The organism is Roseomonas sp. TS2 (assembly GCF_058833935.1).
Map to the genome: position 1 here is coordinate 1 of NZ_JCACVY010000056.1, position 23520 is coordinate 23520.

The 23520-nt window shown below is 72.0% G+C and carries 21 protein-coding genes; 5 read left to right on the forward strand and 16 right to left on the reverse strand.

The features are described 5' to 3' along the window. The 4 genes from mrdA to ACZJYS_RS11185 form a co-directional block, all read right to left on the reverse strand. Window positions 1-1793: penicillin-binding protein 2 (gene mrdA / locus ACZJYS_RS11170; RefSeq protein WP_493178015.1), on the reverse strand; the 1793-nt coding region annotated here is incomplete at its 3' end. Window position 1794: 1 nt separating this feature from the next. Beyond that, a complete protein-coding gene (gene mreD, locus ACZJYS_RS11175; protein WP_245906040.1) occupies window positions 1795-2304 on the reverse strand; it encodes a rod shape-determining protein MreD in 510 nt (169 codons plus the stop codon). A 42-nt stretch (window positions 2305-2346) separates the two neighbouring features. Then, on the reverse strand, window positions 2347-3210 hold the full coding sequence (mreC, locus tag ACZJYS_RS11180; protein ID WP_493178020.1) for a rod shape-determining protein MreC: 864 nt from the start codon (window positions 3208-3210) through the stop codon (window positions 2347-2349). A 58-nt stretch (window positions 3211-3268) separates the two neighbouring features. Then, window positions 3269-4312, reverse strand: coding sequence for a rod shape-determining protein (locus tag ACZJYS_RS11185; RefSeq protein WP_109515128.1), 1044 nt, complete (start codon window positions 4310-4312; stop codon window positions 3269-3271). Window positions 4313-4501: 189 nt separating this feature from the next. Here ACZJYS_RS11185 and ACZJYS_RS11190 point away from each other — a divergent pair, with 189 nt between their 5' ends. From ACZJYS_RS11190 to rocD, 4 genes are all read left to right on the forward strand, one after another. Further along, the gene (locus ACZJYS_RS11190) at window positions 4502-4741 is read left to right on the forward strand and encodes a YMGG-like glycine zipper-containing protein (RefSeq protein ID WP_109515127.1); all 240 of its coding nucleotides are present in this window, start codon (window positions 4502-4504) and stop codon (window positions 4739-4741) included. 317 nt (window positions 4742-5058) lie between these two features. Beyond that, window positions 5059-5493, forward strand: a complete 435-nt coding sequence (locus tag ACZJYS_RS11195) for an Lrp/AsnC family transcriptional regulator (protein ID WP_109515126.1) — start codon at window positions 5059-5061, stop codon at window positions 5491-5493. A gap of 137 nt (window positions 5494-5630) precedes the next feature. Further along, entirely contained in the window at window positions 5631-6566 is a 936-nt protein-coding gene (locus ACZJYS_RS11200) for an arginase (protein WP_493178024.1), read from the forward strand. A gap of 24 nt (window positions 6567-6590) precedes the next feature. Beyond that, the gene (gene rocD, locus ACZJYS_RS11205) at window positions 6591-7793 is read left to right on the forward strand and encodes an ornithine--oxo-acid transaminase (protein ID WP_493178026.1); all 1203 of its coding nucleotides are present in this window, start codon (window positions 6591-6593) and stop codon (window positions 7791-7793) included. A 72-nt stretch (window positions 7794-7865) separates the two neighbouring features. Here the strand turns inward: rocD and ACZJYS_RS11210 are convergent, their stop codons facing one another. The 9 genes from ACZJYS_RS11210 to miaA form a co-directional block, all read right to left on the reverse strand. Continuing rightward, a complete protein-coding gene (locus ACZJYS_RS11210) occupies window positions 7866-9449 on the reverse strand; it encodes a 2-isopropylmalate synthase (protein ID WP_379634860.1) in 1584 nt (527 codons plus the stop codon). Between the two features lie 278 nt (window positions 9450-9727). After that, window positions 9728-12043 (reverse strand): methyl-accepting chemotaxis protein, encoded by a 2316-nt coding sequence (locus ACZJYS_RS11215; RefSeq protein ID WP_109515122.1) that lies wholly within the window; start codon window positions 12041-12043, stop codon window positions 9728-9730. Window positions 12044-12145: 102 nt separating this feature from the next. Beyond that, window positions 12146-13072, reverse strand: a complete 927-nt coding sequence (puuE, locus tag ACZJYS_RS11220) for an allantoinase PuuE (protein WP_493178029.1) — start codon at window positions 13070-13072, stop codon at window positions 12146-12148. A gap of 57 nt (window positions 13073-13129) precedes the next feature. Next, window positions 13130-13540: an energy transducer TonB gene (locus ACZJYS_RS11225; RefSeq protein WP_379651582.1), complete on the reverse strand. Its 411-nt coding sequence runs from the start codon at window positions 13538-13540 to the stop codon at window positions 13130-13132. Window positions 13541-13637: 97 nt separating this feature from the next. Further along, a complete protein-coding gene (locus ACZJYS_RS11230) occupies window positions 13638-14834 on the reverse strand; it encodes a zinc-binding metallopeptidase family protein (protein WP_493178031.1) in 1197 nt (398 codons plus the stop codon). Window positions 14835-14969: 135 nt separating this feature from the next. Beyond that, on the reverse strand, window positions 14970-15986 hold the full coding sequence (ilvC, locus tag ACZJYS_RS11235) for a ketol-acid reductoisomerase (protein WP_109515118.1): 1017 nt from the start codon (window positions 15984-15986) through the stop codon (window positions 14970-14972). A gap of 94 nt (window positions 15987-16080) precedes the next feature. Then, window positions 16081-16605, reverse strand: coding sequence for an acetolactate synthase small subunit (ilvN, locus tag ACZJYS_RS11240; RefSeq protein ID WP_109515117.1), 525 nt, complete (start codon window positions 16603-16605; stop codon window positions 16081-16083). Between the two features lie 62 nt (window positions 16606-16667). Then, complete coding sequence (locus ACZJYS_RS11245) at window positions 16668-18464, reverse strand: acetolactate synthase 3 large subunit (protein WP_493178036.1); 1797 nt, start codon at window positions 18462-18464, stop codon at window positions 16668-16670. Between the two features lie 59 nt (window positions 18465-18523). Further along, window positions 18524-19555, reverse strand: coding sequence for a tRNA (adenosine(37)-N6)-dimethylallyltransferase MiaA (gene miaA / locus ACZJYS_RS11250; protein WP_493178038.1), 1032 nt, complete (start codon window positions 19553-19555; stop codon window positions 18524-18526). A 26-nt stretch (window positions 19556-19581) separates the two neighbouring features. Between miaA and serB the strand changes: the two genes are divergently transcribed. After that, a complete protein-coding gene (gene serB / locus ACZJYS_RS11255) occupies window positions 19582-20472 on the forward strand; it encodes a phosphoserine phosphatase SerB (protein ID WP_493178042.1) in 891 nt (296 codons plus the stop codon). A gap of 79 nt (window positions 20473-20551) precedes the next feature. On the opposite strand, the gene ACZJYS_RS11260 is transcribed toward serB, so the two are convergent. The 3 genes from ACZJYS_RS11260 to hflC form a co-directional block, all read right to left on the reverse strand. Next, entirely contained in the window at window positions 20552-22093 is a 1542-nt protein-coding gene (locus ACZJYS_RS11260) for a DegQ family serine endoprotease (RefSeq protein ID WP_379634871.1), read from the reverse strand. A gap of 193 nt (window positions 22094-22286) precedes the next feature. Then, entirely contained in the window at window positions 22287-22481 is a 195-nt protein-coding gene (locus ACZJYS_RS11265; RefSeq protein WP_493178046.1) for a DUF2065 family protein, read from the reverse strand. Window positions 22482-22494: 13 nt separating this feature from the next. Then, window positions 22495-23520, reverse strand: a 1026-nt coding sequence (hflC, locus tag ACZJYS_RS11270) for a protease modulator HflC (protein ID WP_493178048.1), incomplete at its 5' end; no start/stop codon positions are given.

Consider the following 23520-nt stretch of genomic DNA (forward strand, 5'->3'; position numbering starts at 1 on the left):
ACCATCACGTCGCGCGCCAGCGGCGCGGCGGCGCCGGAGCCGCTGGTGCCGTGCTCGACGACGACGGAGATGGCGTATTGCGGGTTCTCATAGGGCGCGAAGGCGACGAACAGCGCGTGCGGCCGCCACTCGCGCGGCAGGCTCTCCACCCGGAAGCCGCGCTCGCGCTGCTCGCGCGAGACGCGCCGCACCTGGGTGGTGCCGGTCTTGCCGGCCATGCTGCCCATGGCGGCAGGCAGCCGCGCCACGCGGGCGGTGCCGCCCTCCTCGTTCACCACCGACCACATCGCCTCGCGGATCAGCCGCAGGTCGCGCTCCGGCAGGCCGAGGCCCGGCCAGTCCTCGGCGCGCACGCCGCGCACGGCGCGGCCGGAGACGGCATGGGTCAGGTGCGGCTGCACCGCCCGCCCCGTGGCCAGCCGCGCCGCCATGGTGGCGAGCGAGAGGGGCGTGAGCTGGTAGAAGCCCTGGCCGATGCCATGCACCACCGTGTCGCCCAGGTTCCAGGCCTTGCCCTGGCGGGTGCGCCATTCGCGCGTGGGCACGAAGCCGGCGCGGGTGCCGGGCAGCTCCAGCTCCAGATCGACGCCGAGACCGAGGCGCTTCGCCATGGCGGCGATGCGGTCGATGCCCATGCGGCGCGCCACCTCGTAGAAATAGACGTCGCAGGAATTCTTCAGCGCCGCGCGCAGGTCCATGTTGCCGTGGCCGCGCCGCTGCCAGCAATGGAAGCGGCTGTCGCCCAGGTCGTAATGGCCGGGGCAGAAGATGCGCTCGGTGGGCGTCACCACCTTGGCCTCCAGCGCGGCGAGGCCCACCACCATCTTGAAGGTGGAGCCGGGGGCGTAGAGGCCGTTGGTGGTCTTGTTGATCAGCGGCGTGGCGCGGCTGCGCGTCCATTCCCGCCACTGTGCCGAGGAGATGCCGGAGCTGAACAGGTTCGGGTCGAAGGAGGGCTGGCTGGCCATGGCCAGCACCTCGCCGTTTCGGGCATCGAGCACGACAACGCTGGTGCCCTCCTCGATCCGGTCGCGCACCGCCTTCTGCAGCTCGGCATCGATCGAGACCTGCAAATCCTGACCGCGCACGCCCTCGCGCCGGTCCAGCTCGCGGATGACGCGGCCGACGGCGTTGACCTCCATCTGCACCGTGCCGGCGCGGCCGCGCAGCAGCCGGTCGTGGTGCCGCTCGATGCCGCTGCGGCCGACGCGGATGCCAGGCAGCAGCAGCAGCGGGTCGTCGTCCTCCTCCGTGTCGGCCGGCGGCGCCACATAGCCCACCACATGCGCCAGGTGCTCGGCATAGGGGTAGTGGCGCGTGGTGCCGACATCGACGCTGATGCCCGGCAGGTCCGGCGCGTTCACCTCGATGCGGGCCATCTCCTCCCAGGAGAGGAACTCGCGTACCACGACGGGGACGAAGCGGCGGCGGCGGCGGATGTCGCGCTCGATGCGGGCGCGCTCCGCCTCGCTCAGCGGCACGAGGTGGCTGAAGGTCTCCAGCGTGGCGCCGACATCCTCGGTCTGCTCGGCGGTCAGCAGCACGCGCCAGTTCAGGTCGTTGGCCGCCACCACCCGCCCGTCGCGGTCGAGGATGCGGCCGCGCGGCGGCGCGATGAGGCGGGTGGAGACGCGGTTCTCCTCGGCCAGCGTCGCGTAGCGCTCGCCCTCCTCGAGCTGCAGCTTCTGCAGCCGGTAGCCCAGGAAGCCGAACAGCCCGAGCTGCCCCGCCCCCAGCAGCAGCGCCCGCCGGGTGAACACGCCGCGGCGGCGTTCCTCGTCCCGCTTGCTCATCTCAGGCCAGATCCTCCGCCCGGCGCATCGCCTTGTGCATGCCGGTCAGCAGCGCCGCGACGCCCGGGTAGAAGCCGGCGCTGAGGGCGAACTGCACCAGGGCGGGCGCCAGGGCGGGCAGCCGCCAGGAGAGCACGGCCTGCAGCACGAAGCCCAGCGCCGCCGCCGCCGCCGCCACCCCCGCATAGACCAGCCACACCACCCAGAAGGATTGCCGCGCCAGGAAGCGGCGGATGCGCAGCACCAGCCCATGCGTCAGCAGCAGCGTCAGCACGGCGATGCCGGGCGGCGCGAAGCCCAGCAGGTCCTGCAGCAGCCCGAGCAGGAAGCAGAGCGGCGGCCCCATCGTGCCGGGGCGGAACACCGACCAGAAGAACACGCAGCCCAGCGTCACCGCCGGCAGCGCCGAGGGCAGGCCCACCGGGGTCGAGACCAGCACCATCAGCAACGCCGTGCTCACGGCGGGGAAGGCGGCGCGCGCCAGCGCGTCCAGCCGGCGCAGCAGGCCCATGGGTGGCTGCGGCCGCCCTTTCATGCGGGGGTCCGGCCCGGCTCAGCGCCGCGCGCGCGGCTCGGGGCGGGCCACCGCCTCCGGCGGCAGGATGCCGGAGAGGCCGAACTCGAAGATGCGCAGCAAATCCAGCCGGTCCAGCCGGGCGAACAGCTCCACCTCGGCCACGCCGCCCTCCGTCCAGCGCACCATGCCCACCGGCAGGCCGGCGGGGAAGACATTGGCCTCGGCGCTGGTCACCACCCGCTCGCCTTCCTGCGGCGGCGTGCCCTCCGGCCAGTGCTGCAGGCGGGGGCGCTCGCCATTGGTCCCCACCATCAGGGCGCGGGAGCGGCTGCCCTCCAGCACCACGGGGATGCGGCTGTTCATGTCGGTCACCAGCAGCACGCGGGCGGAGCGGCTGCCCACCTCGCTGACGCGCCCGGCGAGGCCCCGCTCGTCCAGCGCCACCTGACCCTTGCGCGGGGTCTGGCCGGGCTGGAGGGAGAGCAGAACGGCACGGGCATAGGTGCCGCCGGCATCGGCCACCACGCGGGCGGTCTGGAAGCTCGCCGCCCCTTCCGGCACGTAGCGGAGCTGGCGTCGCAGCAGGGCGTTCTCCGTCTCCAGCGCCAGGGCGGCGGCCTGCCAGCGGTGCAGACGCTCGTTCTCGGCGCGCAGCCGGGCATTCTCCTCCCGCATGGCCGCCAGGAAGCGCAGCTCCTGCACCGCGTCCCGCACCGTGCCCATCGGCTCGGCGATGACGCCGTAGATCGGCGCCAGGGCGTCGGCCAGGGTCATGCGGGCACGCTCCACCAGCACCGTGTCGGCCTTGCCGAGCAGCATGGTGCCGAAGGCGGCCGCCACCAGGACGGGCATGGACAGGCGCGCCAGGGCCTGACGCAGCGGAATGCTGAGACGGATCACACGGCCTCCATCCGCCCCGGAGGGGCGGCGCTATGCCTTAATACATGGAGGGTAACGCTTAATACATGGAGGAGAGCACGTGGCGGAGGCGCTTCATCTCGTCGAGCGCCCGCCCGGTGCCCAGGGCGACGCAGGCCAGCGCATCCTCCGCCACGGAGACGGGCAGGCCGGTGGCCTCGCGCAGCACCTGGTCCAGCCGCTGCAGCAGCGCGCCGCCGCCGGTCAGCACGATGCCCTTGTCCACGATGTCCGCCGCCAGCTCGGGCGGCGTGTTCTCCAGCGCCACCTTCACCGCCTCGACGATCTGGCTCACCGGCTCGGCGATCGCCTCGGCGATCTGGCGCTGGCTCACCACCACCTCGCGCGGCACGCCGTTCATCAGGTCGCGGCCCTTCACCTCGGTCATCGGGCCTTCCTCGCCATAGTCCGGGTAGGCGGCGGCACCGATCTCCATCTTGATCCGCTCGGCCGTGCTCTCGCCGATCAGCAGGTTGAAGTGGCGGCGGATGTAGCTGATGATCGCCTCGTCCAGCTTGTCGCCGCCGACGCGCACGCTGCGGGCATAGACGATGCCGCCCAGGCTGATGACGGCCACCTCCGTCGTGCCGCCGCCGATATCGACGATCATCGAGCCGGAAGGCTCCGTCACCGGCAGGCCGGCGCCGATGGCCGCGGCCATCGGCTCCTCGATCAGCAGCACCTTGCGGGCGCCGGCGCTCTCCGCGCTCTCCTGGATGGCGCGCCGCTCCACCGCCGTGGAGCCGGAGGGGACGCAGACGATGATCATCGGCGAGGCGAAGGAGCGCCGGTTGTGCACCTTGCGGATGAAGTGCTTGATCATCTCCTCCGCCACCTCGAAATCGGCGATGACGCCGTCGCGCAGCGGCCGGATGGCGGCGATGTTGCCGGGGGTGCGGCCCAGCATCATCTTGGCCTCCTCGCCCACCGCCAGCACCTGCTTGCGGCCGCGGATGTCCGCGATGGCCACGACGGAGGGCTCGTTCAGCACGATGCCCCGGCCCTTGACGTAGACCAGCGTGTTCGCCGTGCCGAGATCGATGGCCATGTCGGCCGACAGGAAGCCGAACAAGCGGGAGAACATCCAGGGATACCTTCCGAGGGGGACAGACAGCGGGCATCCGCTCGGCGGCAATCCGTCGCGGAGAGGCGCCGTGGATTACCGCCCCCCGCCGCCCCGCTCAAGCGTCATTCCGGATGACGAAGCGGCAACCTTCCGCCCCCTGCCCCGTTGCAGGCGCATGACTCTCTGAACCCTTCAAGGAGCACGATCATGAGGAAGTCCTCTCTCGCTCTGCTGGCCCTCGCCAGCATCGGCCTCGGCGCGTGCGGCTACTCGACCGGTGACCGTGCCGCCTCGGGCGGCCTGCTGGGCGCGGGCGCCGGCGCGGCGGTGGGCTCCCTCACCGGCAGTGCCGGGACCGGTGCCCTGCTGGGCGGCGCCGCCGGTGCGGCGGGCGGTGCCCTGACCCGCGGCGACCAGGTCAATCTCGGCCGCCCCGTCTGGCGCTAAGCTGTTTCTGGCGCCAAGCTGTTTCTGGCGCTGAGCGGCTTCCAGCGGCCCCCGGGGCCGCGCCGTGCCGGAGCGCCGGGCAAGTGACATGACGGAACGCCGCGGCACCACGAGGAGCCGCGGCGTTTCGCGTTCTTCCCCTGCGGTCGCCGCACCCCGGGGCGTGGCGCCACCGGCCCGCCTGCGGCTATCCCTTCCCTGCCAGCCTGCCGCACCGTGCGGCCCCTGCGGGAGAGGAGGAGCCGGGACACCGGCCAGCACGCCATGCCATCTGCCAACTCCTGCCCCGGCGTACCGAAGCCTGCGGTGCAGCGGGCATGATCCCGCCCCTCGACGCGGCGGACCGCTCCCTGATCGCCCTGCTGCGCGCCGATGCGCGGCAGCCGCTCACCAGCCTCGCCGCCGCCACCGGCCTCTCCCGCGCCACGGTGAAGGCGCGCATCGACCGGCTGCTGGAGCGCGGCGTCATCCAGGGCTTCACCATCGTGCTGCGGCACGAGGCGGAGCGGGCGCCGGTGCGCGCCATCACCCTGGTCGAGATCGAGGGCAACGCCACCGACCGGGTGACACGCCGCCTCCAGGGCCTTCCCCAGGTGGTGGCGGTCCACGCCACCAATGGCCGCTGGGACCTGGTGCTGGAGGTGGAGACGGAAAGCCTCGAGGCCTTCGACGCGCTGCTCCGGCAGATCCGGCACATCGAGGGCGTGGCCAATACCGAGAGCAACCTGCTGCTAGCCCGCCGCAAGGGCTGACGGTTTGCGCGAAGTGGCCCGCCATTCTGCGCAATCAACCCGCCCTTCTGCGCATTTCTCCGGCTTCTTGCTGAGCCGCTCTCGTCCCCAGACTGCCCGCCACGGCCCCGCTCGGGGCTGCTGGCGGAGGCGAAGGCATGACGATGGGCGAACAGAGCTGGGTGGTGTTCGGTGCGGCGGCGGATTGGGGCGCCGGCCGGCGCGGTGCCGCTGAGGGTCCTGCCGCGCTGCGCGCCGCCGGCCTGCTGGAAGCCCTCGGCACCGCCGCCGAGGACCGGGGAGACCTCCCCGCCCCCGCTGCCATGGCCCCCGCTGCCTTGGCCCGCCTGCGGCCCGAGGCTCCCGCGCACCACCTGCCCCGCATCGCCGCCTGGGTGCGCGCCATCCGCGCCGAGGCCGCAGCCATCCTCGCCAGCGGCCGCCGGCCGCTGCTGCTGGGCGGCGACCACAGCCTGCCCATGGGCTCGGTGGCCGCCAGCGCCACGGCCGCCGCCGCGGCGGGCCGCCCCCTCTACCTGCTCTGGATGGACGCGCATGGGGATTTCAACACCCCCGCCACCTCCCCCAGCGGCAATGTGCACGGCATGGCGCTGGCCGCCCTCTGCGGCGAGCCCGGCCTTGGCGATCTGTGGGGCGTGCCAGCGCCGCCGCCCGTGGCGCCTTCCCGCCTTGCCCTGCTGGGGGTGCGCGACCTCGACCCTGGCGAGGCCCGGCTGCTGCGGGCGCGCGGTGCCGCCGTGCTCGGCATGGACCGGCTGCGCGCGGAAGGCCTGGCCCCGCTGCGCCGCTTCCTGGAGGAGGCCGTGGCGGCGGGGGGCTGGCTGCATGTCAGCCTGGATGTGGACGTGCTCGACCCCACGCTGATGCCCGGCACCGGCACCCCCGTGCCGGGCGGCCTCTCGCAGGAGGCGCTGGCGGCGGCGCTGGCCCTGGTGCGCGGGAGCGGCCTGCTCCGCGCCCTCGACCTGGTCGAGCTGAACCCGCGCCTCGATCCCTCGGGCGCCAGCGCCCGCCGGGCCGTCGCCCTCGTCGCGCCGCTGCTGGCCACCCCCGCCTTGCGCGACGCCGCCTGAACCCTGCATGGAGGAGAGCCCGTCATGTCCGTGCTTCCCGGCCTGATCCGCACCGAGCAGGAGCTCGGCGCGCAGAACTACAAGCCGCTCGACGTCGTGCTGACGCGCGGCCAGGGCGTCTGGGTGTGGGATGTCGAGGGGCGCCGCTACCTCGACTGCCTCTCCGCCTATTCGGCGGTGAACCAGGGGCATTGCCACCCGCGCATCCTGGCCGCCATGGTCGAGCAGGCGGGGCGCCTCACCCTCACCTCCCGCGCCTTCCGCAACGACCAGCTCGCGCTGTTCTACGAGGAGATCGCGGCGCTCACCGGCGCGCACAAGGTGCTGCCGATGAACAGCGGTGCCGAGGCGGTGGAGACGGCGCTGAAATGCGTCCGCAAATGGGGCTATGCGGTGAAGGGCGTGCCAGAGGGCCGCGCCGAGATCATCGTCTGCGACGGGAACTTCCACGGCCGCACCCTCGGCATCGTCGGCTTCTCGACCGACCCGGAGGCACGCGGCCAGTTCGGCCCCTTCGCCCCCGGCTTCCGCGTGGTGCCCTTCGGCGACGCGGCGGCGCTGGAGGCGGCCATCACGCCGCACACCGTGGCGGTGCTGGCCGAGCCGATCCAGGGCGAGGCCGGCGTCATCATCCCGCCCCCCGGCTATTTCCGCCGGGTGCGGGAGCTCTGCACGCGGCACGATGTCGTGCTGGTGCTGGACGAGATCCAGACCGGCCTCGGCCGCACCGGCCGCCTGCTGGCGGAGGAGCATGAGGGCATCGAGGCGGATGTGACGCTGGTGGGCAAGGCGCTCTCGGGTGGTTTCTACCCGGTTTCGGCCGTGCTCTCGAATTCCGACGTGCTGGGCGTGCTGCGCCCCGGGCAGCATGGCTCCACCTTCGGCGGCAATCCGCTGGCCTGCGCCGTGGCGCGCATGGCGCTGCGCGTGCTGATGGAGGAAGGCATGGTGGGCAACGCCGCCGCCCAGGGAGCGCATTTTCGCGCCGGGCTGGAAGGCATCGGCGGTGGCCTCATCCGCGCGGTGCGCGGGCGGGGGCTGATGCTGGCGGTGGAGCTGCACCCCGAGGCCGGCGGCGCCCGCCGCTACTGCGAGGCACTGCGCGAGCGCGGCATCCTGGCCAAGGACACGCACGACCACACCATCCGCATCGCGCCGCCCCTCGTCATCACGCGCGGCGAGGTGGAGTGGGCGGTGGAGCAGTTCGAGGCGGTGTTGGGACATTAGAGAAAGAGTCAGGGGGCGCTGCCCCCTGGCCCCCGCCGGGGGGATAGTATCCCCCCGGACCCCGCCATCAGGTCAGGCGGTGCGCATCATCTCGGGCGGCGCGGTGCGGGCGCGCTTGGAGAGCAGCTTGTTCAGCGCATGCACATAGGCGCGGGCAGAGGCGATGATGGTGTCCGTGTCGGCGCCCTGGCCGTCCACCAGCTTGCCTTCCTCCTCCAGCCGTACCGTCACGCGCGCCTGCGCGTCGGTGCCGCCGGTGACGGACTGCACGGCATAGAGCTTCAGCGTCGCCTTGTGCGGCACCACCTGCTGCAGGGCGTTGAAGGTGGCATCCACCGCGCCGTCGCCGCCGGCCACGGCCTCCACCTTCTCGCCATCGATCTCCACCGCCAGCGAGGCGGTGGGGCGGGTGCCCATGCCGGTGGCCACCGTCAGCGCCAGCAGCTTCAGCCGGTCATGGCCGCGCACCACCTCGTCATCGACCAGGGCGACGATGTCCTCGTCGAACACGCTCTTCTTGCGGTCGGCCAGGTCCTTGAAGCGGCGGAAGGCGTCGTTCAGCTGGTTGTCGCCCAGCGTGTAGCCCAGGCTCGCCAGCTTGTCGCGGAAGGCGGCGCGGCCGGAATGCTTGCCCATCACCAGCGCGTTGGTGGCCCAGCCGACGCTCTCCGGCGTCATGATCTCGTAGGTGGTCTTGTCCTTCAGCACGCCATCCTGGTGGATGCCGCTCTCATGCGCGAAGGCGTTGCGGCCGACGATGGCCTTGTTCGGCTGCACGTCGAAGCCGGTGATGGTGGCCAGCAGGCGGCTGGTCTTGAGGATGTTCTGGGTGACGATGCCGGTGGTGTAGGGCATGGCGTCGGCGCGGGTGCGCAGCGCCATCGCCACCTCCTCCAGGCTGGCATTGCCCGCCCGCTCGCCGATGCCGTTGATCGTGGCCTCCACCTGCCGCGCGCCGGCCTCCAGGCAGGCCAGGGTGTTGGCCACCGCCAGGCCCAGATCGTCATGGTTGTGGGCGGAGAAGATCACGCCATCGGCGCCCGGCACCCGCTCGCGCAGCATGGTGAAGATGCGCGTGAGGTCGGCCGGGATGGCATAGCCCACCGTGTCCGGCACGTTGATGGTGGTGGCGCCGGCCTTGATGGCGGCCTCGACGCAGCGGCACAGGAAGTCGGGGTCCGTGCGGCTGCCATCTTCGGCCGACCACTCGACATCCGCCACGTGGTTGCGCGCCAGCGAGACGGATTTGGTGATGGCCTCCAGCACCTCCTCGCGGCTCATCCGCAGCTTGACGCGCATGTGCAGGTCGGAGGTGGAGAGGAAGGTGTGGATGCGCTGGCGGGCGGCGGGCTTTACCGCCTCGACGGCGCGCAGGATGTCGCCCGGCGCGGAGCGCGACAGGCCGCACACGACGGGACCGTCCTTGGCGAAGCGCTGCGCGATGGACTGGACGCTCTCGAAATCGCCCTGGCTGGCGATGGGGAAGCCCGCCTCCATGACATCGATGCCCAGCTCGGCCAGGGCTTCGGCCATGCGCAGCTTCTCCTCCAGGTTCATGGAGAAGCCGGGGGACTGCTCGCCATCGCGCAGCGTGGTGTCGAAGACGATGACGCGCTTGTCGTCGATGGTGCCGAAGCTGGGGTGGTTGATGGCCATGGGGCGTTCCTTCGTTCTTGACTCGAGCCGGGCAGGCATGGGCGCGCGAGGCCCCCAGGGGTCCCCCTGAGCGATGCCGGCCAGTCAGCCGGGCGTCACGCCCAGGGGCGGCTAAGTCGAAGGAGAAGGAGGCCGGAAAGGGCGCGCGCGGCGACGGCGGCGGAACCGTTCGTCAGGCCGTGGATGCGCGCGGCGGCGTTCATGGAAGAGACGATAGCAGGCCCGCGCCCCGCCGCAAGCGCTTTCTTCCCCTGAATCCGCCCCTGTCCCTCGCGCGGTCACGCCGCCTGCACGGCCTGCAGGAAGGCATCCGATTTCTGCCGCAGCGCCACGGCCTGCCCGCTCAGCTCGGCGGCGGAGTCCAGCACGCTGCCCGCCGCGTGGCGCGTCTCCTCCGCCGCGCTGCTCACATCGGCGATGCGGCGGCTGACGGCGCCGGCGCTGTCCGATACCTGCGCGGCGCTGCGGGCGATCTCCTGCGTGGCCGCCGCCTGCTGCTCCACCGCGGCGGCGATGGCGGAGGTGACCTCGTTCATCCGCTCCACCGTGGCGCCGATGCCGCGCAGCACGACCACCGCCTCGGCGGTGCTGCCCTGGATGGCCTGAATCTGCTGGCCAATCTCCTCGGTGGCGCGGGCGGTCTGCCCGGCGAGGTTCTTCACCTCGGAGGCCACCACGGCGAAGCCCTTGCCGGCCTCCCCCGCACGCGCCGCCTCGATCGTGGCGTTCAGCGCCAGCAGGTTGGTCTGCCCGGCGATGTCCTGGATCAGCTGCACCACATCGCCGATGCGGCCCGCCGCCTCCGACAGGGCCTGGATGGTGACATCGGCGCGGCGGGTCTCGCCCGCTGCCTCCTGCGCCACGCCGGCGCCGCTCTGCACCTGCCGCGTCACCTCCGCCACGCTGGCGGCGAGCTGCTCCGCGCTGGCGGCCACCGCCTGCACGCTGGCCCCGGCGCGCTCCCCCTCCGCCGCCACCGCGCCCGCCTCCTGGCCGGAGCGGGTGGCGCTGGCGCTCATGCCGCGCGCCGCCTCCTGCAGGGCGCCGGCCGAGCGGGCGACGGCGTTCACCACCGCCCCCACCTCCGCCTCGAAGCCGGCGGCAAGGCGGGATTGCGCGGTGATCAGCGACCAGCTCAGCATCGGCCCCACATAGCCGCCCTGCGCGTCGCGGATGGCGGTGACGCGAAGCGCCAGCACCTCGTCGCCCAGGCGGATCTTGGCGGCGTAGGGCAGGCGCGCCGGGTCGGCCAGGATGTCGCGGATACGCTGGCGCTGCGCCGGCGGATGGAACAGATCGACGCTCTGCCCCGCGAGTTCCTCCACCCGGCATGGCAACGCGTGCTGCAGCGGCCGCAGCCCCTCGCGGCTCGCCTCGTTCAGATAGGTGATGCGGAACCCGTCCTTCGGATCGGCGGTCATGACGCCGAGCGGCAGCTGCTCCAGCATCTGGCTCTGCGCGAAGGCACGGCCGACCGTGGCCTGCAGCGCCTGCATGGCCTGGGCGATGGTGCCGATCTCGTCGCGCCGCCCGAGGCCCGGAACGCCGGCCGTCGTCTGGCCCGCTGCCAGCGCCGCCATCGCCGCCGCCAGACGGCGCAGGGGAGTGCCGATGGCGCGGGCGTTGATCAGCCCGAGCAGCAGCAGCAGCAGCGCCGCCGTCAGCCCCAGGATCAACATCGTGTGGCGGGCATTCTCCATCGCCGCCTCCAGCCGCAGGCGGCCTTCCTCGCTGGCGCTGGCCACCTGCGCGCCGGCATCGTCCAGCGCCTTCTCCAGTCGCTCGCGGTTGGCGACCACCCCATCCTGGCGCAGCCGGTCGATCTGCTCCAGCGCCTCCAGGATGGCACCGCCGGCATCGCCGACCTGCCGCGCCTGGTCGATCCAGTCGCGCAGCGCGGCGTCGCCGGCGGCAAGCCGCGCGGCGCCGCGGAGATAGACGCGCGACTGCTGAATGGCGCTGCGCACGCGGCGCATCTGCGTGGCCTCGCCCGACAGCATGTAGTCCTGCAGGCCGAGGCGGATCTCGGTGATGGCGCGGTGCAGGGTGAGCAGGCTGCCGCGCGTCTCCTCCCGCTGCGCCGCAGGCTGCGAGAACTCGATGCTGCCCATCACCACCTCGAACAGCCGCTCGTATTCGCGGCCGAGGGCGGAGAGGCGGTCGCGCGTCTCCAGCACCGCGCGGCGCCGCTCGGTCACGGCGTCGCGCACCTGGGCGTATTCGCCGAACAGGGCCAGCGCCGCGTCCAGCGTCTGCCTGACCCGGCCGCCCGCCGCCTGGCGCTGGGCTTCCTGCACATGGCCGCGGGCGCGCTCCATCTCCTGCGCGCCCTGGCTCCGGGCGGCTTCCAGCGCCTGGAGGTTCTGCGCGTTGACGACATCCCGCAGCTGCACCCGCGCCGCCTGGATGGCTGTGCCGGTCAGGTGGAGCTGCATCTCCACCTCGTCGGCCACCAGCTCCGCTTCGCTCTCGAGCCGGATGGTGTCGAGGCTCCGCCAGACGCCGCCTACCATCAGGCCGAGCAGCAGGACCGGCACCAATGCCGCCAGGGCGAGCCTGCGGCCGACGGTCATGGAAAGGGGAAAGACGGGCATGTTGCCTCCAGGTCATTCCCCTTGTGGCAAACTCTCCTGAAACGCCGGTAAACGCGGCGACCGGCCCCGCAGGGCCGTCGCCGCCCCATGGCGCCGCCCGCTTCAGCCCCGGGGCGGATGCACCCTCAGCCAGTGCCGCGCGATCTCCTCGCGCGTCGCCACCCAGACGTCGCGCTGCGCCACGACATGGTCGAGGAAGCGCGCCAGGGCGGCGGCGCGCGCCGGCCGGCCCACCAGCCGGCAATGCAGGCCGACGCTCATCATCTTGGGCGCCGTCTCCCCTTCCCGGCGGAGGAAGTCGAAGGCGTCCGTCAGGTGCTGGGTGAAGCCGTCATTCGCGGTGAAGCCGGGCGGCACCGCGAACTTCATGTCGTTGTTGTCGAGCGTGTAGGGGAGGACCAGCAGCGGCCGGCCGGCGGCGGTGACGTAGTAGGGCAGGTCGTCGTCATAGGCGTCGCTGTCGTAGAGGAAGCCGCCATGCTCGGCGACGAGGCGGCGCGTCCGCTCGCTGATGCGGCCGGTGTACCAGCCCACGGGCGGCTTCCCCACCGTGCGGGCGATGGTCTCGACGCATTGCGCGATGTGCCGCCGCTCGGTGGCCTCGTCCACCTCCTGGTAGTTGATCCAGCGCCAGCCATGGCTGGCCACCTCGTGCCCCGCCTCGGCGAAGGCGCGGCCCACCGCCGGGTTCAGCTCCAGCGCACGGCCGACGCCATAGACCGTCAGCTTCAGCCCGCGCTCGGCGAACATCCGCAGCACGCGCCAGACGCCGGCACGGGCGCCGTAGTCGAACTGGCTCTCCTTGCCGATGTCGCGCATCCCGAGCACCGGGTTCCCGCCCGGCGTCTCGTTCAGGTAGATCTCGCTGCCGGCATCGCCGTTCAGCACGCTGTTCTCGCCGCCCTCCTCGTAGTTCAGCACGAAGGAGAGGGCGAGCTTCGCGCCGCCCGGCCATTGCGGGTCGGGCGGGTTGGGGCCGTAGCCGGCGAAATCGCGGGGGTAGCCGCTTTCTGGGGCGAGGATCGTCATGGGAAGGAAGCTTGGCGGCGCCGCGCGCGGCGCGTCAACCGGCCGCTGCGGGACGAGTCACAGCCTGGGGCGAGGCGCATCCGGCGGGATGAAGGTGATGGGCACCTGCAGCGAAATCGGCTCACCCCGCGCCACCAGCGCCGCCGGCGGCGGCGGAAGCGGCGCGGACGACAGCACGATGGCGAGCGCGGCGGCGTCGAACAGGGGCTCGCGGGAGGAGCTGACGATCTGCGGCGTGTAGATCCCGCCATTCTCGGCCACGGTGAAGCGCACCCTTACCGTGCCGGATGTCATGGGCCTCGCCTGGGTGGGATCGTGCGGGAAATAGCGCTTGCTCTGGATCTTCCGGCTGACCTCGCCGCTCCAGCTGGCCAGCTCGCGCTGCTGTTCGGGCGTGAGGGCCGGGGAGGTGGCGCAGGCGCCCAACTCCAGAAGGCCCAACCCCAGAAGCAGGCCCAGCGCCGCCATGCGCAACTTCCCCACGCCACGATTCTCCCTGCCGGGCTGTTCCGTTCAAGCTCTAGAGCGGAACAGCCCTGGTGGGAACCATCCTTCGGCGCCCTGCTCAGCCCGCGCCGGAGGCCGCCACCTTCCCGTGCACGAGGGACTGGATGAAGCCCAGCTTCCGCACCACCGCCGGCGACAGCACGAAGGGGTAGAGGTCGGCCGCGCCCATGCAGCGGTTGAGGCTGTTCACCGCCGCCGTCAACGGCACCCAGGCTTCCATCACGGGCTGGATGTCGGTGGCCCTGTAGGGGTCGAAATCCACCTCGGCGCTCATCTCGCCGGTGCGGTCGGCGCGCGGGTCGATGCCGATGCCGAAGGCGCGCGCCATCTCCAGCGTGTCGATGATGTGCAGGTAGTGCGCCCAGGTCTCGGCGAAATCCTCCCAGGGGTGGGCGGTGGCGTAGGTGGAGACGAAGTTCTCCTGCCAGTCCTCGGGCGGGCCCTCATTGTAGTGGCGTTGCAGCGCGGCGCCGTAATCCTGGCTGTCGTCGCCGAACACGGCGCGGCACTCCTCCAGCCGGCCGCCGTCGCGCACCAGCCGGTCCCAGAAGTAATGGCCGGATTCGTGGCGGAAATGGCCGAGCAGGGTGCGGTAGGGCTCGCCCATGCTGGTGCGGCGCCGGACGCGCTCGGCATCGTCCGCCTCGGCCAGCGCCAGGGTGATCAGGCCGTTGTCATGCCCGGTCATCACCTTGGGCCCCTGCTCCGCCGGCGGATCGGCCAGGAAGTCGAAGGCGAGGCCCTCCTCGGGGTCCTCCTGCCGGGTCCTCATCGGCAGGCCGAGGCGCAGGAAGCTGTACATGGCGCGGCGCTTGGCCGTCTCGATCCTGCGCCACTGCGCCGCGTGCGCGGGGTTGGAGAGGTCGGGGATGGTCCGGTTGTGGCGGCAGGCGAGGCAGAAGGTGTCCGCGCTGTCCTCCGGCACCAGCCAGTTGCAGGCATCGTGCGCGGCGTTGTCGCAGAAGCGGTGCAGGCGGGCGGCATCGGCGCGCGGCCGCCAGAGCTGGCCCACCGCCTGGGAGGAGGTCTCGGCCTGCGCGTTCTCCGCCGGGCCGTCCGCCGCCTGCCCGGCGGCCTGCTGGGCCGAGGCGGCGCCGTCGGCGGCCTGCACCACGCCGCCCTCGGGCTCCGCCGGGTCAAGCGCGGAGAGGCGGTTCACGCCGGGCACATAGCCCAGCGTGGCGCCGCAGGATTCACAGCGGGTGTTCTCGAAGTAGAGGAGCTGCCCGCAGACCTCGCAGTTGAAAAGCCGCATGCCACTGTTCCTTGCCGCCCGGTGCCATCCATCCGGGCGAGGCAGGAACGGGCCGCGCCGCCCGCGGTTGCCGGGCGGGACACGCCGCCATGAGCCGCAGGCACGAAAAGGGGCGCCGAAGCGCCCCGTCCCGGTTCAGTTCTTGGCCTTGTCGACCAGCGCGCCCTTGGTGATCCAGGGCATCATCGAGCGCAGCTTGGTGCCGACCTCCTCGATCGGGTGCTCGGCCAGGCGGCGGCGGGTGGCCTTGAAGCTCGCCTGGTTGACCTTGTTCTCCAGCATCCAGTCGCGGGTGAACTTGCCCGACTGGATGTCGTTCAGCACGCGCTTCATCTCGGCCTTGGTCTCGGCGGTGATGATGCGCGGGCCGGTCACGTACTCGCCATACTCGGCGGTGTTGGAGATCGAGTAGTTCATGTTGGCGATGCCGCCCTCATAGATGAGGTCGACGATCAGCTTCACCTCGTGCAGGCACTCGAAATAGGCCATCTCGGGGGCGTAGCCGGCCTCGACCAGCGTCTCGAAGCCCGCTTTGATCAGCTCGACCAAGCCGCCGCAGAGCACGACCTGCTCGCCGAACAGGTCGGTCTCGCACTCTTCCTTGAAGGTCGTCTCGATGATGCCCGAGCGGCCGCCGCCGACGGCGGAGGCGTAGGAGAGCGCGATCTCCAGTGCGTTGCCCGAGGGGTTCTGGTGCACCGCCACCAGGCAGGGCACGCCGCCGCCCTTCTGGTACTCGCCGCGCACCGTGTGGCCGGGGCCCTTCGGCGCGATCATGAACACGTCGATGTCGGGGCGCGGCTCGATCAGGTTGAAGTGCACGTTCAGCCCGTGCGCAAAGGCCAGTGCGGCGCCTTCCTTCATGTTGGCGTGCAGGTGGTCGCGGTAGAGGTCGCCCTGGCCCTCGTCGGGGGTCAGCACCATCACCACGTCGGCCCACTTCGCCGCCTCGGCGGGCGAGAGCACCTTGAAGCCGGCGGCCTCGGCCTTCTTCGCGGAGGGGCCGGGGCGCAGGCCGATGGCCACCTCGGCCACGCCGGAATCGCGCATGTTCAGCGCATGGGCGTGGCCCTGGCTGCCAAAGCCGATGACCGCGACCTTCTTGGCCTTGATCAGGTTCACATCCGCATCACGGTCGTAATACACGCGCATCTCTGGCGCACTCCCCCGAAAGGTTCACTCACTCCACGGCCGGGCCCCCTGCCCCGCCGCGCATCCTCGTCCGGGGGAGCCCCCCCGGCCGCGCTCAGACGGTCAGGCTGGCGGTGCCCCGCGCGATGGCCACCGCGCCGGTGCGGCTGACCTCGGCGAGCCCGATCGGCCGCATCAGGTTGATGAAGGCATCGAGCTTCTCGGCGTTGCCCGTCATCTCGAAGACGAAGCTCTCGGTGGTGGCGTCCACCACGCGGGCGCGGAAGGCATCCGCCAGGCGCAGCGCCTCCTGCCGGGCGGAGCCGCTGCCCACCACCTTGATCAGCGCCAGCTCGCGGTTGAGGTGCGGCCCCTCCAGCGTCAGGTCCGCCACCTTGTGGACGGGCACCAGCCGGTCGAGCTGCGCCTTGATCTGCTCGATCACCATCTCCGTGCCGGATGTGACGACGGTGATGCGCGAGAGGCGCCCCTCCGCGTCCACCGGCGCCACGGTCAGGCTGTCGATATTGTAGCCGCGGCCGGAAAACAGGCCGATGACGCGGGCCAGCACGCCGGCCTCGTTCTCCACCAGCACCGCGATGGTCGCGGCGCGGTGCGTCATGTCGGATGGGTCAGGCATGGTCTGTCCTGGGAAGGATCGGTCGGGATGAGGAGGCGGAAGCTGCGGGCGGGTGCCGGCGCTCAGACGAGCGCCGTCCCCTCATCCGTCACCCCGGCGCCGCCGCTGATCTGGTTCGAGGCCAGCAGCATCTCGTTGTGCGCGGCGCCCGAGGGGATCATCGGGAAGACGTTTTCCTTCTGGTCCACCGCGATGTCGGCGATCACCGGGCGGTCGATGGCGATCATCTCGCGGATCACCCGGTCCAGGTCGTCCGTGCTCTCGGCGCGCAGGCCCACGCCGTGGAAGCTCTCGGCCAGCCTGACGAAATCGGGCAGCGCCTCGGAGTAGCTCTCGGAATAGCGGCCGCCATGCAGCAGCTCCTGCCACTGCCGCACCATGCCCATGTACTGGTTGTTCAGGATGAACACCTTCACCGGCAGGCGGTACTGCGCCAGCGTCGACATCTCCTGGATGTTCATCAGGATCGAGGCCTCGCCGGCGATGTCGATCACCAGCGCGTCCGGGTGCGCCACCTGCACGCCCATCGCCGCCGGCAGGCCGTAGCCCATGGTGCCGAGCCCGCCCGAGGTCATCCAGCGGTTCGGCTTCTCGAAGCCGAAATACTGGGCGGCCCACATCTGGTGCTGGCCCACCTCGGTGGAGATGAAGGTCTCCTTGCCGCTCTGCTGCGTCAGCTCGTAGAGGCGCTTCACCGCGTGCTGCGGCTTGATGATGCGGCTCTCCTGCACGTAGTGCAGGCAGTTGCGGCCGCGCCACTCGTCGATCTGGCGCCACCAGCCGGCCAGCGCCTCGCGGTCCTGCGTGGCGCCATCCGCCTCCCAGGCGGCGATCAGCGCGCGCAGCACGGAGGCCGCGTCGCCCACGACCGGCACCTCGACCTTGACGTTCTTGTTGATCGAGGAGGGGTCGATGTCGGCGTGGATCTTCAGCGAGTTCGGCGCGAAGGCGTTGAGCCGCCCGGTCACGCGGTCGTCGAAACGGGCGCCGATGTTGAACATCACGTCGCACCCGTGCATGGCGAGGTTCGCCTCGTAGGTGCCGTGCATGCCCAGCATGCCCAGGAACTGCGGGTCGCTCGCCGGGTAGCAGCCCAGGCTCATCAGCGTGTTGGTGCAGGGCATGCCCGCCATCCGCACGAACTTCGTCAGCAGCTCGGAGGCTTCCGGCCCGGCATTGATCACGCCGCCGCCGGCATAGACCACCGGGCGCTTGGCGCCCTTGAGCATGGCCACGGCCTTGGCGATCTGCGCCGCGTCCGGCTCGGTCTGCGGGCGGTAGGAGCGGTGCTCCACCTGAGGCGCCGGCTTGTAGGGGCCCTTGCCGATCAGGATGTCCTTCGGCAGGTCGATCACCACCGGGCCGGGGCGGCCGGAGCGCGCCACGTAGAAGGCGTCGTGCACCGTCTCGGCCAGCTTGTCGATCTGCTTGACCAGGTAGTTGTGCTTGGTGGCGGGGCGGGTGATGCCGGTGGTGTCCGCCTCCTGGAAGGCGTCGTTGCCGATCAGGTGGGTCGGCACCTGCCCGGTCAGGCAGACGATGGGGATGCTGTCGAGCAGCGCGTCCACCAGCCCGGTCACGGCGTTGGTGGCGCCGGGGCCGGAAGTGACCAGCACGCAGCCCACCTTGCCGGTGGAGCGGGCATAGCCTTCCGCCGCGTGCACCGCCGCCTGCTCGTGCCGCACCAGGATGTGGCGGATGGCGTTCTGCTGGAAGATGGCGTCGTAGATGGGCAGGACGGCGCCGCCCGGATAGCCGAAGATGACCTCTACGCCCTGCTCCTTCAGCGCGCGCAGGACGATCTCGGCACCCGTCAGGGACTGGGTGTCGGATGCGGCGGGAAGGATGGCGGAAGACATGATGCTTCTGGCTTTCCTGTGGCTGTTTGCCGGGCGCGTTCTCCGCCCGGGCCCCCGATCTACGCGCCCCGGTGCGCCACGTCAACGCGCGAACAAACAAACGCGAAAATTTCCCCCAATTCTCTTTCCGAAAATTGCTCTAGATGCGTGACACGCGCATGGATCGTATGCGTCTCGCTCGGGGCGGCCAGCGTCTGGTGGCGGAACCAGGTGGCCTGGCGCTTGGTGTACTGGCCGATGGCGAGGCAGGCGCGCCGCCCCGCCTCCGCCCGGTCCCAGCGCCCGGCCAGCATGGCGGCCAGTTCCGGCACGCCATGCGCGCGCATCGCCGGCAGGGCGGGGTCGAGGCCGCGCGCCAGCAGGGCGCGCACCTCCTCCACCGCGCCCGCGCGCAGCATCGCCTCCCAGCGCAGGCCGATGGCCTGGCGCAGCGCCTCGCGCGGCGGGTCCAGCCGCAGCGCGGCGAGGCGCCAGGGCGTGCCGTCCGGCAGCCGCGCCGGGCCGGTGCCGCCTTCCGCCAGCCAGGTTGAGAGGCCGCGCCCGGTGCCGCGCCACACCTCGAAGGCACGGGCCAGGCGCTGGCTGTCGGTCGGGCGCAGCCGGGCGGCGGTGCCGGGATCGACCGCGGCGAGGCGGGCATGCAGCGCCGCCGGCCCCTCCGCCGCCAGCAGGCCGCGCGCCTCCTCCCGTGCCGCCTCGGGGATGGGCGGGATCTCCACCAGCCCCTCGGCCAGGGCGCGGAAATACATCCCCGTGCCGCCGCACAGGATGGGCAGGCGCCCCGCCGCATGGGCCGCGGCCATCTCCGCCAGCGCCCGCTCCCGCCACCAGGCCACGCTCGCGGCCTCGGCCGGGTCGCGCTCGCCATAGAGGCGGTGCGGCGCCTCCGCCTGTTCCGCCGCCGAGGGCTGTGCCGTCAGTACCGCCAGCCCCGCATAGACCTGCATGCTGTCGGTGTTGATCACCACGCCGCCGAGCCGCGCGGCCAGCCCCAGCGCCAGGGCCGACTTGCCGCTGGCGGTGGGGCCGGCCACCAGCAGCGCCAGCGGGCCATGCTCCAGAGGTTCACGCGGAGATGGTTGATCCGTCATCGGCCAACGGGCATGGTCCGCCCCCCATGCAGCATGTGCTCACCCTGATCGCGCCCGCAGGCCAACTGCAGGCGCCCCTCGCCGCGCGGATCCGTTCCGCGCTCATCGATATCGGCGCCGACGCCGCCACCCCCGAATGGCTGGCCGAGGGCGAGGCGCTCGACCTGCCCTTCGCCGGCCTCGCGCCGGAGCAGGCGGACGCCGCCGCCCGCGCCGCGCTGGAGGGCGCGGCGGTGGACTGCATCGCCCAGCCCACCGAGGGCCGGCGCAAGCGCCTGCTGATCGCTGACATGGACAGCACCATCGTCACCAGCGAGACGCTGGACGAGCTGGCCGCCTATGCCGGGCTGAAGGAGCGCGTGGCCGAGATCACCCGCCGCAGCATGAATGGCGAGATCGACTTCTCCGCCGCGCTGCGCGAGCGGGTAGCGATGCTGAAGGGCCTCTCCCTCTCGGCGCTGGAGGCCACCTGGGCCGAGACCCGGCTGATGCCGGGCGCCACGGAGCTGGTCGGCACCATGGTGGCGCATGGCGCGCATTGCGCCCTCGCCTCCGGCGGCTTCACCTGGTTCACCGGGCGGGTGGCGGCCCAGGCCGGCTTCACCAGCCACCACGCCAATGTGCTGGAGGATGACGGAGAGGCGCTGACCGGCACCGTCGCCGAGCCCATCTTCGACCGCGACGCCAAGCTCGCCACCCTCAAGCGCCTCTGCGCCGAGCTGGGGCTGCCGCTCTCGGCCAGCATCGCCGTGGGGGATGGCGCCAACGACCTCGCCATGCTCGGCGCGGCCGGCCTCGGCGTGGCCTACCGGGCCAAGCCGGTGGTCGCCGCGGCGGCGCGGGTTCGGGTCGATCATGCGGATCTGCGCGCCCTCCTCTTCGCGCAGGGGTATCGCGCGGGAGAATTCGTCTCGTAAAGGGACGCACATAAAAGAAAGGCCGGGGGAATGAATTCCCCCGGGCCCCCTTCTTCTTTCTGTCAGTCGGGCAGCAGGCTCAGCCGGGGTTGCCGCTGCGCTCGGGCTGCAGGCGCAGCGGCACGAAGCGCTGGCCCTGCCCGTTCTCAATCAGCATCAGCGCGCTCGGGCGGTTCTGCTTGCGCAGCCGGGCGATCTGCTCCTGCACCTCCTGCGGGGTGGAGACGCGGTTCTGCTGCACCTCCAGGATCATGTCACCCGCCGTCAGGCCACGCTCGGCGGCGCTGCTGCCGGGCGAGACCTCGGTGATCACCACGCCCCGCGCATCCTCGCGCAGGCTGAAGCGCTCCCGCGTCTCGGGCGAGACCGGCGCCACCTTCAGACCAAGGCCGGACAGCTCCACGGCAGCACCCGGGCGGGCCTGCTGCGGCGCCGCGCTGGCGGCGGCCTGCTGCTCGGCCGGCAGCTCGGCCACGGTGACGCGCACCGTCTCCTCCTTGCCGTTGCGCCACACCACCACGGGCGCCTCGGTGCCGACCTTGGTCTCGGCCACGATGCGCGGCAGCTGCCGCATCTCGCGCACGTCCTGGTCGTTGAACTTCAGGATAACGTCGCCGTTCTGGATGCCGCCCTTGGCGGCCGGGCCGTCCTCCTGGGCGCGCGCCACCAGCGCGCCGCGCGCGCCGCCGGGCAGGGCCAGGCTCTCGGCGATCTCGTCCGTCACCTGCTGGATGTTCACGCCCAGCCAGCCGCGCCGCACCCGGCCGCCATCCCGCAGCTGCCCGACGATGTTGCGCGCCAGGTTGGAGGGAATGGCGAAGCCGATGCCGATCGAGCCGCCGGAAGGCGAGACGATGGCGGTGTTGATGCCGATCACCTCGCCCTTCACGTTGAACAGCGGCCCGCCCGAATTGCCGCGGTTGATGGCGGCGTCGGTCTGGATGAAGTCGTCATACGGGCCGGCATTGATGTTGCGGCCGCGCGCCGAGACGATGCCCGAGGTAACCGAGCCACCGAAGCCGAGCGGGTTGCCGATGGCCAGCACCCAGTCGCCCACCTCGGCCGTGTCGGAATCGCCGAAGGGCACCACGGGCAGCGGCTTGTCCGTCTTCACCTGCAGCACGGCGAGGTCGGTGCGGCTGTCGGTGCCCACCAGCTCGGCCTTCAGCGTGGTGTTGTCGTGCAGCACCACGTTGATCTCGTCGGCACCGTCGATGACGTGGTTGTTCGTCACGATGATGCCGGAGGCGTCGACGATGAAGCCCGAGCCCTGGCTCTGCTGGCGGCGCGGCGGCTGGCCGGGGCGGGCGCCCGGCGGCCGGTTGCGCTCGAAGAACTCGCGGAACAGCTCCTCGAAGGGGCTGCCCGGCGGGGCCTGCGGCATTTCCGGCGCATCCGGCCGGTTGCCGCGCGCCTGCAGCGTCTGGCTGGTCTGGATGTTGACCACCGAGGGCAGCAGCTTGCGCGCCAGCGGCGCGAAGCTCTCCGGGGTGGTGGCGACGGGGCCCGGCGCCGCGGGGGTGTTGGGCGCGACGGTCGCCGGCTGGGCCACGGCCCGCAACGGCTGGGCGAGCGGCACCGCGGCGACCGTGGCACTCAGGATCAGGGTGGCGAGACGCATCGGCAAACCTCGCTTGCGACAAGCAGAACCCGGACGGGGATCGGTCCGGCATGGGGGAGAGAATGGGGCGGCGCGGGCGGCGCCGGAAGGGCAGCCGGACCCGAGCATGATGGAAAAGCTGTTACAAAAAGCTTCGCCCCGGCTGCGGTTGCAACCGGGGCGGGCCTTCCTGTCACAAAGATTGGCCCGCGCCTCAGGCGCGTACCAGCAGCGTCGCCGCCACCACGGCCACCACGGCGACGCCAAGCCCGACCAGCCGAAGCCGCTCCGACGGCTGCAGGGCGAGAGTGGCCAGGGCGCGGCGCATGGCGCCGGGGAAGGCCGCGTAGAGCAGCCCCTCCAGCGCCAGCACCACCGCCATGCCGGCCAGGACCTGGAGGGCGGTCACGCCGCTATCCGGTTCAGTTGGCCGGTGCCGGGCTGGCCGGTGCCGGGCTGGCGGGCGCCGGGCTGGCGGGCGCCGGCGCGGCCTGGGCCGCGGCGCCGTTCGGCTCCGCCTCGGCCCCTGGCGTCGGGCGCACGCCCGGCACCGGAAGGCCCGGGCGGCTCTGCCGGAAATAGCGGAAGAACTCCGAATCCGGCGTCAGCACCAGCCGGGTCTCGCCCTCGGAGAAGGCCTCCCGGTAGGCCTGCATGGCGCGGTAGAAGCCGAAGAACTCCGGGTCCCGCTGGTAGGCCTCGGCGAAGATGCGGATCGCCTCCTGCTCGCCCTGGCCGCGCAGCGTGTCGGCCTGCGCCTGGCTCTCGGCCAGGATCACGGTCCGCTCGCGGTCGGCCCCGGCGCGGACGCGCGCCGCCACCTCGGCGCCCTCGGCGCGCGCCTCGCGCGCCACGCGCTCGCGCTCCGACTGCATCCGGCTGAGGATGGCCTGGGTGTTCTCCTCCGGCAGGTCGGCGCGGCGGATGCGCACATCCTCCACCGCCACGCCGAAGCGGCGGGCCTCCTCGTTCACCTGGCGGTTGATCTCCGTCATGATCCGCGCGCGGTCGGAGGAGAGCACGGCCAGCAGCGGCTCGTTGCCGAGCACGCGGCGCAGCGCCGAGACCACCACCGAGGAGAGCCGGGCACGGATGCCCGCCTCCTGCGCGCCCACCGTCTGGAAGAACAGCAGCGGGTCGGTGATGCGGAAGCGGGTGAAGCTGTCCACGATCAGCCGGCGCTGGTCGCTCAGGATCACCTCCTCGCCCGGCGCGTCGTAGTCGAGCAGCCGGCGGTCGAAGCTGATGACCGTCTGGATGAAGGGGATCTTGGCGTGCAGGCCCGGGTCGTTGATCACCCGGATCGGCTCGCCGAACTGCGTCACCAGCACCTGCTCGGTCTGGTGCACGGTGAACAGCGAGGAGGCGGCGGTGGCGATGCCCACCAGCACCACGCCGCCCAGCAGCAGCATGCGGTTCATCGGGCGCCTCCCTGCGCGTTGGCGCGC